Below are 12869 nucleotides of genomic sequence, written 5' to 3'. Positions count from 1 at the left end.
TCAGTCCCTGGCTTCGCGCCCCAGCTCGATAAGGGTCGCCAGGCCGTGCCGCAGGCTGTCCACCTCCGCCTGGCCGCAGCGCGCCAGCAGGGCCTGATCGATGCGCTGGCGGGCCTGGGTCTGGACCTCGGCGGCGGCCTGGCCGCGCTCGGTGAGGCTCACCACCAGTTTACGCCTGTCCTGCTCGTCCACCGTCCTTTGCAGGTAACCGCGGCTGACCAGGGTATCCACCAGCTGGCCCGCCGCCTGCTTGGTGATGCGCAGCTCCCTGACCAGCTGCCCCAGGGGGGCATCGCCGGCCCCCTGGGCCAGGCCGCCGATGAGGTAGAGGCCGTTGCCGGGGATGTCCTCAAAGCCCGCCTCCTCCAGGGCCTGGCGCATGGCGCCGCCGTAGGTGTTGCGGGCGTGGCGCAGCAGCGCCGGGGTGCTGATGTCCTGGTACCAGGGGTTCTTGTCCGTCATGGTCGCCTCCATAAGTCAGGTAAGTTGACAGTCAATTTAGTTGACTAATAGGCGAAAGGCAAACCAGGACCAGAGGCTTTTTAAAAGGGTGGTGAGAACGGGTGCCAAGGGCGTCAGCGAAGAAGGCTGGGTAAGGTGACAACATCATCGGGAATGATGTTGATCATCGGCGTATTACGACGATGATCCGAAGGGCGAAGACCAGGGATGGTCGGAGTAAGGCCCTGACGGCCACTCCGCCAGCCTTAGCCCTTATTGAGGTGATCCGTTATTAAACCCAGGAAAGGTTCACCGTAGCGGGCCAGTTTGGTCTGGCCGACCCCGCTGATCGCCAGCAACTCGGCGTCGGAGGTGGGGAACTGGCTGGCCATCTCCGCCAGGGTGGCGTCGTTGAAGACCACGTAGGGGGGCACCTCGAACTCGTCTGCCAGCTGCTTGCGCAGCTTCTTGAGGCGGGCGAAGAGCACCTTGTCGGCGGCGCTGTTGTCGGTGGCGCGGCTGCTCTGCTTGACCCGGGTCACCAGGCGCGGCACCGCCAGCATCAGGGGCCGCTCGCCCTTGAGCACGGCCCTGGCCGCCTCGGTGAGGGTCAGGGCGCCGTGGCGGGTGATGTCCTGGGCCACCAGGCCGTGGTGGATCAGCTGGCGGATGATGCTGACCCAGTAGTCGTGGCCCTGATCCTTGCCGATGCCCCAGGTGCTGAGCTTGTCGTGGCCCAGCTCCTTGATGCGGGCCGTCTGGGCGCCGCGCAGCACTTCCACTATGTGGCCCAGGCCAAAGCGCTGGCCGGTGCGGTAGATGCAGCTCATGGCCTTCTGGGCCAGCTCTGTACCGTCCAGGGCCTGGGGCGGGTCCAGGCAGATGTCGCAGTTGCCGCAGCGCTCGCCGCTGTACTGGCCGAAGTAGTTGAGCAGCACCTGGCGGCGGCAGGTCAGGCCCTCGGCGAAACCGGCCATGGCGTTGAGCTTGGACAGCTCGACCCGTTGCTGGGCCTCGTTTTCGGACAGCTCGATCAGGCTCCTGACCCTGGCCACGTCGCCCGGTTCAAACAGCATCCAGGCCTCGGCGGGCAGGCCGTCACGGCCGGCGCGGCCCGTTTCCTGGTAGTAGGACTCGATGTTCTTGGGCAGGTCGAAGTGGGCCACGAAGCGCACGTCCGGCTTGTTGATGCCCATGCCGAAGGCGACGGTGGCGACGACGATGTCCACCTCGTCCTTCTGGAAGGCCTCCTGCACGAACTGGCGCTCGTCGTTACTCATGCCGGCGTGGTAGGCGGCGGCGTTGAAGCCCTGGCCGCGCAGCTTCTGGGCGATGTCGTCCACCCTTTTGCGCGAGCCGGCGTAGATGATGCCGCTTTGGCCCTTCTGGCCCTGGATGTATTGCAGCAACTGGTTGAAGGGCTTGAACTTCTCCACCACCAGGTAGCGGATGTTGGGCCTGTCGAAGCTGGACAGGTGCTCCAGGGGCCCGTCCAGGTTGAGGCGTTGCAGTATGTCCTGGCGGGTGGCCTTGTCGGCGGTGGCGGTCAGGGCCATCAGCGGCACGGCCGGGAAATTGGCCTTGAGCTGGCCCAGGATCAGGTACTCGGGCCGGAAGTCGTGGCCCCAGGAGGAGATGCAGTGGGCCTCGTCCACGGCGAAGAGGCTGAGCGGTATCTCCAGCAGCCGCTGCTGGAAGTCCGGCTGCATCAGCCGCTCCGGCGCCACGTACAGGAGATCCAGCTCGCCGTGGTGCAGCTGGTTCAGCACCCGCAGCTGCTGGTCGCGGGAAAGGGCCGAGTTCAGGTAGGCCGCCTTGACCCCCATGGCCAGCAGCTGGTCCACCTGGTCTTTCATCAGGGAAATGAGCGGCGATATGACGATGGCGGTGCCGGGGCGGCTGAGTGCCGGCACCTGGTAGCACAGCGACTTGCCGCCGCCTGTGGGCATGATCACCAGGGCGTCGCGGCCGGCGATCACGGCCTCAACCACCTCCTGTTGGCCGGGTCTGAAACTGTCGTAGCCGAAAACCGACGCCAACACGGCGTGTGGCGACTCATCGGAGGACTTCACAAAAGCGGGGGCTTGGGACATGCTCATAGCGCCGGCCATTGTAATGGAAGGAGGGAGCCTTGTCTTTCTGGTGGGCCGTCAGCATCCGCTTGCTGAAAATAAAACTCAGAAGATTCAAAGAAGTAGGATTTAAGGAAATGACGACTTTGACCCAGACCCCATTGAGCCGCGACGAGATCCTGGCCTTTATCGGCGATCTCTTCACCGCCCAGATGCCCTTCAACCAGGTGCTTGGCCTCAAGGTGACCCGCTACGAGGCGGACGCCGTCGAGGTGCGCTTCGCCATGAAGAAGGAACTGCTGGGCAACCCGGTGCAGCGCATCCTGCACGGCGGCGTCACCGCCTCGGTGCTGGACGTGGTGGGGGGCATGGCCGCCATCGCCTCGGTGTCCGACAAGTTCGACGGCGCCACTGTCCAGGCCCTGGCCGAGAAGTTCGGCAAGATGGGCACCATCGACATGCGCGTCGACTACCTGCGCCCCGGCCGCGGCCAGGAATTCGTCGCCACCGCCCAGGTGATCCGCGCCGGCAACAAGGTGGCGGTGACCCGCATGGAGCTGCACAACGAGGCCGGCGACCACCTGGCTTTCGGCACCGGCACCTACATGGTCGGCTGAACCGTCCGCCGCAAGGGGGCGGGATTTGGTCGCAGGGCCTGGGACCGGCTGTAAACATCTTGTTATGACTGGGTGCAGTCCCACTGGAGGAGCAACCCCATGCGCAAGACAATGCTGGCCGCCGCCCTGATGGCGGCATTCGGGTCCCAGGCCGCCACCTTGATCCAGGCCGGCCGCCTGATCGACGGCACCGGCAAGCTGCTGACCGAGCAGACTGTGGTGGTGGACGGCGACAAGATCAGCGCCGTCAAGGCCGGCTATGTCGCCCCGGGCCCGGGGGACAAGGTCATAGACCTCAAGGGCGCCACCCTGATGCCGGGCCTCATCGACGCCCACGTCCACCTGAGCTTCCAGCCCGGCCCCAACAGCTATGCAGAAGGCACCCATTTCAACCCCGCCGACTACGCCCTGCGGGCCGTGGGCCTGGCCAAGACCACCCTGGAGGCGGGCTTCACCACGGTGCGGGACGTCGGCGACGTGGACAACGTCAGCCTCTCGTTGCGCGACGCCATCAACAAGGGGGAGATCGAAGGGCCCCGCATCTATGCGGCCGGCAAGATCATCTCCACCACCGGCGGCCACGGCGACCCCACCGACGGCCTGAGCTGGGCGCTGATGGGCGACCCTGGCCCGGCCCAGGGGGTGATCAACGGCCCTATTGAGGCCCGCAAGGCGGTGCGCCAGCACTACAAGGACGGCACCGACCTCATCAAGATCACCGCCACCGGCGGCGTGCTGTCGGTGGAGAGATCCGGCCAGAATCCCCAGTTCATGGACGACGAGCTGCAGGCCATAGTGGCTACGGCCAAGGACTACGGCATGAAGGTGGCCGTCCACGCCCACGGCAAGGAGGGCATGCTGAGAGCCATCCATGCCGGGGTCGACTCCATAGAACACGGCACCTACATGGACGACGAGGTGATGCGGGCCATGAAGAAGGCCGGCACCTGGTACGTGCCCACCATCATCGCCGGCAAGACGGTGGCGGCCAACGCCGAGATAGCGGGTTACTACCCGGAGATGGTGCGCCCCAAGGCCCTCGCCATAGGGCCGCAGATCGAAAAGACCTTCAGCCGCGCCGTCAAGGCCGGGCTCAAGATCGCCTTCGGCACCGACGCCGGCGTCTATCCCCACGGCCAGAACGCCAGGGAATTCCAGTACATGGTGGAAGGGGGCATGAGCCCCATGCAGGCCATCCTCTGCGCCACCCGCAACGCCTCGGAGCTGTTGGGGGTCGATGACGAGCTGGGGAGCGTCAGCCCCGGCAAGCTCGCCGATCTGGTGGCGGTGCAGGGTGACCCCTTGCAGGACATCAAGCTGATGCAAAAGGTGAGCTTCGTGATGAAGGCCGGCGTCCTGGTCAAGGGGCCCTGATGGACTGGACCTTCTGGGGCCTGACGGCGCTTTCGGCCGCGACTTCCTTCGTCACCGCCAGCATGGGGGCCGGCGGCGGCGCCATCCTCATCGCCGCCATGGCGCTGCTGTTGCCGCCGGCCGCCGTGATACCGGTGCACGGCCTGGTGCAGCTGGGCTCCAACCTGGGCCGGGCCAGCCTGTCCTGGCGCCATGTGCATTGGCCCACCTTGGCGGTGTTCGTCCCCTTCAGCCTGCTGGGGGCGGCCCTGGCCAGCCTGGTGCTGGTGCGGCTGCCGGGCAATGTGCTGCAGCTGGCCATAGCGCTGTTCGTGCTCTACCTCTGCTGGGGGCCCAAGTTGCCCAAGAGGGTGCTGGGCAGGGCGGGCCTGGCCCTGGCGGCGGCCGGCACCGGCTTCGTGTCGTTGTTCGTGGGGGCCTCGGGGCCGCTGGTGGCGGCCTTCATCAAGGCCAGGAGCTCGGACAGGTTCCAGACGGTGGCCACCTTCGCTTGCGCCATGGTGGTGCAGCATGCCCCCAAGGCGCTGGTGTTCGGGTTGGCGGGTTTCGCCTTTCGGGACTGGTGGCCGCAGATCCTGGCCATGTTGCTGGCCGGGATCGCGGGCACCTGGCTCGGGCTCAGGACCCTGGGGCGTCTGTCCGAGGCGCGCTTTCACCTGCTGTTTCAGCTGGTGCTGACGGCGCTGGCGCTGGAACTGCTGTGGGAAGCAGCCAGCGGGCCATGAGGTAGCTCAGCGTCAGGCTCAGCATCACAGTCCAGACGTCGTGGGACAGGAAGTGGGCGCCGCGCAGCTGCTGGGCTATGCCGAAGGACAGGCCCAGGAAGAGCCCCGGCAGCAGCGCCCATTTGCGCCGCCCCGGTATGGCGAAGTAGAGGGCCAGCCAGGCATAGCCGCCGCTGGCGTGGCCGGCCGGGAAGCATTGGCTGTGGGGCAGGCCGGCGGGGCGGCTGTCGAAGAGGCCGATAAAGGGCCTGTCACCGCCGAACTGGGCCAGGCTCCAGGGGCAGTCCATGTTGGTGAGATGCTTGAGCGCGCCCACCGCCAGCAAGATCAGCGGCACCGTCAGGGCCAGGTAGCGCCAGCGGCGGCCGGACGGCTTCTTCCAGTTCCAGGCCATGCCGACCAGCACCGTCACATAACCCAGGGCCACCAGGTGCCGGCCCTGGTTGTGGATGAAGCCCTTGATCAGCCAGTTCTCCTGCAGGGCCCATTGGTTCCCTTCCCACTGGTAGAAGTGGCCGGCCAGCCAGAAGTCGGGGCCGTGCCAGGCCGCCAGCAGCAAGGCCAGGGCCCAGCCGAGGATCAGTGCCAGAGGATACCGAGCCATATCAGCACCGCCATGATCAGAGTGATGAGGACGGCCGCCGAGCCCATGTCTTTGGCGCGGCCTGAGAGTTCGTGGTGTTCGGCGCCGATGCGGTCCACCACCGCTTCGATGGCGGAGTTGAGCAGCTCCACCACCAGCACCAGCAGCACGCTTGCTATCATCAGGGCCCGCTCCAGGGGGCTGACCGGCAGGAAGAAGCTGACCGGCACCGCCACGGCTATCAGCAGTATCTCCTGGCGCACCGCCGCCTCGGCCCGCCAGGCGGCCTTGAGCCCCTGCCAGGAATACTGGCTGGCCAGCCAGAGGCGTTTCACGCCGCTATGCCCAGGTTTCATCTTAGACCCCTCATCAATCATGCCCCTGTGGATGCGGGGGCATCTTAGGTGATGCTTGGTTTGACCACAATGGTGTGGCGGTCTTTATGGCATTGCGGGTGCCATGGCCGCTGCTGGCCGGCATCGCCTTGCCATGCTTCCCACCTTTATAGGCTTAAGCTGCTTGATAGTGTGGCCCAGGGAAGGCCTTCTGGTAGTAGCCTGCTTTGCTGGTTTACCTTTTGCTGTTAAGGGGTTAGGTTGGTTTTGTCGCCTTTATAGATGTCAGGGACGGCAATAAGCCGGGAGGCCCGCCAGGGATGGGTCAGGAGTAGGGATCTCATTGGGGATTTGTCTAGGGGGCTGGGACAACAAGGAAGTCAAAGGGATGGTGGGGCCCGTGAACTCAAGGGCGGTAGCGTGTCTTGAATGTGCCTGGGTAGCTTGCCGCTACAGGCGGATCCCGAGCTGGAAGCCGTCCATGGCGGTTCATTCCGGCTCGCCCTTCCAGAGGTTACTCAGACCATCCATGGTCTTCGCCCTTTGGATCATCGTCACTATGCTCCGATGTTCAAAATCGCTCCCGGCGATTTTGTCGCGCGAAGCTGCATGAAAGCAGTGCTTTCATTTCGAACTCCGCCCCGGCGGCACGGCTTTTTGTTTGCGGGGGGCGCCCCGCAGGCGCGGTACTTTTGCGGCAAAAGTACCCAAAACCCGGCCCCACGCTCCGCTGCTTCTTCGCCTCTGGTCGCTCCCAGGCCACCGGTTCATACGCGCTCCCGGCACGTACTCACCTGCCTCGACATCCCTGTCTCGGCTGGCCTTCCACTCCCGACGCCTCAGCGCTGCGCTTAACGGGGCGAAATAGAGCCATCCACCAGCAGGTTCGGTTTTCACCTTGAAAATCGCCAGCTTCTTTCAGGGATGTTGTGTCAAGGATGGAAGGATAACGCGCAGGCTCGCTTTCATCCCTGAAGTTCTGACAGTGATACATGAAATGTATAGGGAGATCAGCGCGTTGCACGGCTTTTCAGGCGCTGGTCTAATGAGACAAAACGAGCATGCGCACTATTGCGCTGTTAGGGATTTAAAGAGAGGGGGAACATGCCAGTTGTAATTACATTCGATATCCAAGGGGCTCCGCCACAAGAGCGAAACAGAATCCAAAGCTTCTTTGAACGTTTGGGTTGGCAGAATCTCGGAGGTAGCTCATACAGATATCCAAAACTAGGAACTGCAGATCAACCCGTTGAGGACTGGTTTAATCATGTTGTACCGGCATTAACCTTGTTCAGGCAGTATCTAATCGAAAGCAAACGTCCACTAAGCTGCTTTACACTTGATATCCAGTCCACAACAGGTCATGACCCGAATACGGGTTTTGGTACGCCACCACAAGAAGGAAAGGCAGTAAAGTTATATAAGCCAAACAATACTTCATTTGGTGAAGGGAAACTTAAAAAATGGATAGATTCATTGGAATTCCCATATGACGTTGGCGACAAAAATCCCTAACCAGGCGCTTCACCCGACCAAAACCGCGATGCGGTTTTGGTCGGGTGACCTTGGTCGTTAGGCACGATAAAAGAGTACAGCTATGGCAAGTGATAACGCTGGCGGACAGATCGCCAGAAATTTCAGACCGGGTCAAATTGCAGAGGGATTGGCAATTGAATTGTTCAGGCCATTTATGGCCGTAGCCCGCGTCGACCAAGAGGAAGATTTCGGAATAGATTTTATTGGGACGCTTCTAAAGCAGTCGTCGAGAACATACAGTGCTGAGCAATCCTGCATGTTCCAAGTAAAAATATCGAGCGCCGCCAGATTTCACATCAAAGGGATTGGCGTTAATTGGTTGAGGCAGCTAGTTATTCCATACTTTCCGGTAGTAATAGATCGGGACACGTCAACGGCGCATGTATATACATTAAATCATTGGCATCGTGTTATACACTTGAGCATGGTCGATGAATATATATTCGTGCTGGATGATGATATGGAGAACGACCCTGGTGATAGCTTTTTCTCCCTAGGAGATCCGTTGATGTCTTGGAGCATAGATGACTCCAGACACCCAGATTTTTGCATTTGGGCATACTCTGTTATGAAGCCGGCCATAGAAATTGAAACGCGCAACCAAAGGCTTGCATCAATCGGTAGGTTTGAAGAAATAGAGGGCAGAAACTTTATCTTCGGCAACAGGGATGTGGGTAATACTGCAATTAACCCCCCTCGCAGTGGAACCATTGATTATCAGTATGCTGGCAACCACGATCTCGTAAAGTCTCACATAAGAGAATGCATGGTTCCTTTTGTAGCCACAGTTGCAAATACAATTTTTAGCCGCAACATGACCAATGAAGTTCAGAAATTAGTTTCAATCTTTTCCGAGTTAGGTATTGAAACTGATCGTCCAGACCACTTGGCTTCGTATATCGAAGACATGCAAGCCTAACAATTCCGTCGAGAGGGACGGTTTTCAAGCTGCGCTTGCAAATGCCCTCCGCCGCTTTGCGGCTCCGGTCGCCCCTCACGTCAAATGTTAGCTGCTTAGGAGGAAACATGGTGAAAAAGGGACCCCACTTAGCACATAAAGCCTCCCTGGTTGTATCAGATGAATACACCGGCTTGCATGGCCGTGAAGAATATAATGCTGCAGTTGACCACGTTTCCGACCTAATCCGAGCATCATATATATTGTTTGAAAACGGCAGCTTTGCTCCATCTCTTTTCTTAACCATCACAGTATTTGAAGAAATTGCTAAAATTAAATCTGGTCATATGCGCTCATGGGGAGAAAGTCGCGAAAAGGTACGGAGAGGAAAAGACCCACTTTTCAACCATGGCACAAAGCATAAGATTGCAGTTGACCCCATTTATTTAAGCGGCGACCGCATTGCGAATAGCATTGGCCATGAGCGAGCCAAAGAAATATTCGAAAAATATGAGTCTGGCGACTACTCATCCCTCAGGGAAGAGTCTCTTTATTTTTCGCGAAACAACGATGGCTTGCATATCCCAGCTCGCAACATAGCGCTCCGATTAGCTGCCGAACATTTACTGATTGCAATTGAGATATTTTGTGATGAGTTCTGGGGCATGACCGCCGAAGCATCAGAAGTTTGCGACATGACTGATTCGATATATTCGGAAGTCGAAAATGCACTTAAAGGCAGCTAACAAATGGTTCAAATCGTTTGTGGACCTCACCTGCTTTAACGGACACGCATCACTAACTTACAGAAAATAAGCTGTATGGCGGAAAACATTCCAAAATTTCCCAATCCGCTTTATGAATTGCGATTGAAAAGGTGTCGACAATGAGTGAGCAGGAATTTCTCGCCTATCTGAAAAACGAACTGCATCAGTACAGCCTGATCCCAGCCCAGGATGGACCCAGGAAGCGTGAGAAAAAGCAGTACATCAAGGGCCTGATGACGGCGTCGCGTTTTTTCGGGGTCAGCTTTGAGGCCTTGGAAGAGGTTGTGGGCACCACACTAAAGCCCCTGGACGGGGGCATGGACTCCACTGCAAGAGAAGAGTTACTGGATATTCCCACCGTTATCCGCAAGAAAATCCCCATCTCCATAGACTAGGGTTTCAGCCAGTACGTGGTTTGAGTCTTTTTAATTGTTCTAACCATCCTTCCAGGCGAAGCGGAACTAAGGCAAACCGACGAACTCCAGCGGGTGAGGCCCCGGAGCCCCTTTTAAGTGGAGCGCCTTACCGTCGGGAGCGTGAGCTGGCGCGAGACAGGGATGTCGAGCGAGCGGAGGACGCGTCGGGAACCGTACGCAGCGGTCAGCGGCAAGCGACCAGAGGTAAGGACATCGCGTAACGTTTTGGGGCGGTGCTTTTGGATACTTTGTGCGAAAACAAAGTATCCCGCCCGCCGGGGCGGGACCCGGCATATAAAAGCGTTATCAAATTGAAATAAAGACCGAAATTAGAAAACCCATTCCCTCGGCAGAGACAACGGCACTCCCACCAGCCGCCGCCAGGCAAAATCCTCTCCCCCCGAAGCCCAGTTATCGGCTATTTCCCGGCAGAGGGCCAGGCCCTGGCTGGTACCATTCTTTAATTATGGTATTCAATTCAACCGGTTATAAATACCAATAAAAAATCGCGATTTGGAGTACCATGCTGTGATAGCGCCGATTGAAGGTATTTATGACCATTGCTGTTAAAAACATAACCGAGCCTGAGGTGTCCTGTTCGAATTGTCAGGCTTGTTGTTGTCGTTTGGAGGTCATGATCATCAGTGATACAGGCGTTCCCAGGCAGCACATAGCCTTGGATAAGTGGGGCGGTGAAACCATGTTGCGCTTGGCCGATGGTTGGTGCTCGGCTTTGGACAGGGAAACTTTCATGTGCACCATCTATGAAAACCGGCCCTGGATCTGCCGGGAATTCGAAATGGGTTCATATGAATGCCGAGAGGAAAGGGCCGAGCTGAGGTAAGCTTGGTTTTAGCTGTATTCCTCGTCAGAATACCCATTTTACTTTTTTAAATCAGTTGCTTACCAATATCCCCTAATCCTGCTAGAGAGACTCCGGAGCCATGGATGGCTTCACTCTCTGAGCCTTATTGGATTGGCTATCATTGTCAGCCATCTTTGCAGAGATCAAAAGAATCAAACCCCTTTTGACTGTTAGCCAGGCATTCCCAGGCTTTGCTGCGCTTGTCATCGGGCGGAACCTCGAAACCTTGGCCAACCAGGCGCGCCAAGGTCAGCTGCGATACCTTGTCCCCCTGTTCTGCCGCCCTTCTTAGCCAGTAATAGGCTTGCAGGGTACTCTTATCGAGACCATTTTCACCGTGTAGGTAGAAGGTCCCCAGCAGGTATTGGGAGGTCATGAGACCTGCAGCGGCGCTTTGTGTCAGCAGGCCGATCCCTTTGACCGTGTCCCTTCCAACAGCTCCTTTCCCTATTTCCTGCAGATAGATAAGAGCCAGCAGCTCTTTGCTTCTGGGTTCCTTCTCTTTGGACTGATTGAGCAACCTCAATGCTTCGGGAACATCCTTTTTGAGCCCCTGTCCCTTCAAGAGTATTTCTGCGTACCGGAATTGCGCGATAGGATAATGAAGATCAGAAGATTCTTTCAGCAAGCTTAAAAACTCGTCATATCGCTTATCTCCAGGCACGACGCTTTCCTGCATGCTGACAGCTTTTCTGAATGCAATTTCTGCTTCTTTCATAGAGGGTGATTTTTTTCCTCCACTGAGGAAAAAAACACCTCCAATGACAGCAAGAAGAAAAACAATGATGGATGCCTTTTTATTCATCGGTTCGATGTGGTATTTGTTCTGAATGCCGGTGATATCTAAAAGGCTGTTAGCAAGTTTTCTTCAAATCTCAGCCCCTTGATGAAGCTCTCTTCGCAGAGCATCTTGAAGTTATCGTTGCAGAACAGACTTCCACAAAAACTAATCTGGGATTTAAATAGGATCTTATCCTCTTCGACAAACTCCAAATGTGTTAGTCCTGTCGGGATACCGGCATCGTATTTATAAGTCGTTTTAGCCTCATTCTCCTGACCAAATATCAGGCAGTTGAATAGGTGGTGAGGCTCACCATTTACAGTTAGTGGCAGGAACTCGCCAAAGTTATTTAAGGAGGGCGCTAAGGTATCATAAGCCTTTTTGTTCAGGACCAGATAGATATCCAACCAGAGAAAGATATCTGGCTTTTGCAAAGCTTCTGCTTCAGGCATTTCAAACAGGCTACAGTCAAAGGGTACCCAGTCCTCTACAAGAGAGAGGTTTGTATCTGACTGCTGGAATATTTTTAGCCCCAGTTTTTCACTCCCTACCTTCTCAAACAGAGTCAGCATGTCGAGATCCAGACTTTTGTAATGGTAGGGAAGTTCCATCAGTTTATAGATCATGCTTTACCATCCCAGTCTTTGCTTGGGCGTTCCTCTATCATCTGTGGGTAAGCACCTGTTTTCAATTGAACTTTAACTGTCTTCAGAGATCTGAGGAAGGACTCTTTAGGTATTCCCCTTGGTCCAAACTGGGAGTAAATCCAGGTTTCGTAGTTGTAGGTATGGATCGGAAGGTGGACCGGTGCATCTGGTGTTGCCCAGTGCTTGGGTTTTTCCCCGGTGGAATTATCAGTTCTCCACAGTTCTGACTCTGCTCGGTTGTGTACTAGCCAAACGCCATTTACAGAGTCGTTGATACCAACACCATGTAAATGCAGATTAAGCCTGGCGGCGGACATCAAAGGTTTTCTGTACCGGCCTTTGCCCATAATGATGTGATGCGGTGCATATCGAGGGCTCGGCTGAGGGTCGCCGTCGGCTTCCAAGTTTCTGGCAAGTACTTTTGGAGGGTGATGTGGCTCTTGGAGACGCTCTGTCAGCGTTTTGTTTGTGACTGCCTGGCGGTAGTCGGCCAAGGGCTGCTTAGCAGGTGTCGCTATGTCGTGAGCTATCAGGGCCGCTTTCAGGTTCTGAAGATGCTCCCATTCCAATCGTTGGTTTTCGCTGAACTTGGCTTGTTCTTTTGGTGAAAGATTGGCTACTTTTTGTGCCCGCTCCTTGGAGTGGTACTCGGCGCATCTCTTTTCAAACTGGTAAATGGCGAGTTCGAGCGGGGTAGGGTTCTCTGGCCTTACCGGGGCCGCTAACGGCTTGTAGGGATAAGTCATGATGCATCCTTGCGTCACATATAGGTGCAAAGAACATACCTCACCATCCAATCATTGCAACAGCCC

15 protein-coding genes are annotated in these 12869 nt (G+C 57.3%); 8 read left to right on the top strand and 7 right to left on the bottom strand.

Annotated features, from left to right (window positions below; genetic code table 11):
* Together PVT67_RS17490 and recQ are read right to left on the bottom strand one after the other, a co-directional pair.
* Entirely contained in the window at window positions 1-462 is a 462-nt protein-coding gene (locus tag PVT67_RS17490) for a MarR family winged helix-turn-helix transcriptional regulator (protein WP_301495950.1), read from the bottom strand.
* A gap of 245 nt (window positions 463-707) precedes the next feature.
* Window positions 708-2534: a DNA helicase RecQ gene (gene recQ, locus PVT67_RS17485; protein WP_301495948.1), complete on the bottom strand. Its 1827-nt coding sequence runs from the start codon at window positions 2532-2534 to the stop codon at window positions 708-710.
* A 125-nt stretch (window positions 2535-2659) separates the two neighbouring features.
* Between recQ and PVT67_RS17480 the strand changes: the two genes are divergently transcribed.
* From PVT67_RS17480 to PVT67_RS17470, 3 genes are all read left to right on the top strand, one after another.
* On the top strand, window positions 2660-3130 hold the full coding sequence (locus PVT67_RS17480; RefSeq protein ID WP_336407856.1) for a thioesterase family protein: 471 nt from the start codon (window positions 2660-2662) through the stop codon (window positions 3128-3130).
* Window positions 3131-3229: 99 nt separating this feature from the next.
* Window positions 3230-4504, top strand: coding sequence for a metal-dependent hydrolase family protein (locus PVT67_RS17475; protein ID WP_301495944.1), 1275 nt, complete (start codon window positions 3230-3232; stop codon window positions 4502-4504).
* Entirely contained in the window at window positions 4504-5229 is a 726-nt protein-coding gene (locus PVT67_RS17470) for a sulfite exporter TauE/SafE family protein (protein WP_301495941.1), read from the top strand. The genes PVT67_RS17475 and PVT67_RS17470 overlap by 1 nt, the downstream gene beginning before the upstream one ends.
* Here the strand turns inward: PVT67_RS17470 and PVT67_RS17465 are convergent.
* Both PVT67_RS17465 and PVT67_RS17460 read right to left on the bottom strand, forming a co-directional pair.
* Window positions 5123-5833, bottom strand: a complete 711-nt coding sequence (locus PVT67_RS17465; protein ID WP_301495939.1) for a phosphatase PAP2 family protein — start codon at window positions 5831-5833, stop codon at window positions 5123-5125. The genes PVT67_RS17470 and PVT67_RS17465 overlap by 107 nt on opposite strands.
* Window positions 5809-6168 carry a diacylglycerol kinase gene (locus tag PVT67_RS17460; RefSeq protein ID WP_301495937.1) on the bottom strand — a complete coding sequence of 120 codons (360 nt, stop codon included), beginning with the start codon at window positions 6166-6168 and terminating at the stop codon, window positions 5809-5811. The genes PVT67_RS17465 and PVT67_RS17460 overlap by 25 nt, the downstream gene beginning before the upstream one ends.
* A gap of 1083 nt (window positions 6169-7251) precedes the next feature.
* Between PVT67_RS17460 and PVT67_RS17455 the strand changes: the two genes are divergently transcribed.
* The 5 genes from PVT67_RS17455 (at window position 7252) to PVT67_RS18845 (ending at window position 10608) form a co-directional block, all read left to right on the top strand.
* Complete coding sequence (locus PVT67_RS17455; RefSeq protein WP_301495935.1) at window positions 7252-7662, top strand: hypothetical protein; 411 nt, start codon at window positions 7252-7254, stop codon at window positions 7660-7662.
* A gap of 82 nt (window positions 7663-7744) precedes the next feature.
* Window positions 7745-8602: a hypothetical protein gene (locus PVT67_RS17450; protein WP_301495933.1), complete on the top strand. Its 858-nt coding sequence runs from the start codon at window positions 7745-7747 to the stop codon at window positions 8600-8602.
* A 110-nt stretch (window positions 8603-8712) separates the two neighbouring features.
* Window positions 8713-9327, top strand: coding sequence for an AbiV family abortive infection protein (locus PVT67_RS17445; protein WP_301495930.1), 615 nt, complete (start codon window positions 8713-8715; stop codon window positions 9325-9327).
* Window positions 9328-9467: 140 nt separating this feature from the next.
* Window positions 9468-9743 carry a hypothetical protein gene (locus tag PVT67_RS17440; protein ID WP_301495928.1) on the top strand — a complete coding sequence of 92 codons (276 nt, stop codon included), beginning with the start codon at window positions 9468-9470 and terminating at the stop codon, window positions 9741-9743.
* A 574-nt stretch (window positions 9744-10317) separates the two neighbouring features.
* The gene (locus PVT67_RS18845) at window positions 10318-10608 is read left to right on the top strand and encodes a YkgJ family cysteine cluster protein (protein ID WP_301495925.1); all 291 of its coding nucleotides are present in this window, start codon (window positions 10318-10320) and stop codon (window positions 10606-10608) included.
* Between the two features lie 145 nt (window positions 10609-10753).
* Here PVT67_RS18845 and PVT67_RS17430 read toward each other — a convergent pair whose 3' ends face one another.
* Genes PVT67_RS17430 through PVT67_RS17420 form a run of 3 tightly spaced genes read right to left on the bottom strand, consistent with a single transcriptional unit; the run spans window position 10754 to window position 12803 of the window.
* On the bottom strand, window positions 10754-11434 hold the full coding sequence (locus PVT67_RS17430; protein ID WP_301495923.1) for a tetratricopeptide repeat protein: 681 nt from the start codon (window positions 11432-11434) through the stop codon (window positions 10754-10756).
* A gap of 38 nt (window positions 11435-11472) precedes the next feature.
* Window positions 11473-12021 carry a hypothetical protein gene (locus PVT67_RS17425; protein WP_301495921.1) on the bottom strand — a complete coding sequence of 183 codons (549 nt, stop codon included), beginning with the start codon at window positions 12019-12021 and terminating at the stop codon, window positions 11473-11475.
* 11 nt (window positions 12022-12032) lie between these two features.
* Window positions 12033-12803, bottom strand: coding sequence for an AHH domain-containing protein (locus PVT67_RS17420; protein WP_301495919.1), 771 nt, complete (start codon window positions 12801-12803; stop codon window positions 12033-12035).
* Window positions 12804-12869 lie beyond the last annotated feature (66 nt).

It is taken from the genome of Gallaecimonas kandeliae (assembly GCF_030450055.1).
Lineage (GTDB): Bacteria > Pseudomonadota > Gammaproteobacteria > Enterobacterales > Gallaecimonadaceae > Gallaecimonas > Gallaecimonas kandeliae.
The sequence above is the reverse complement of the archived record's forward strand: the minus strand, read 5'-3'. Positions and strand labels throughout refer to the sequence as shown.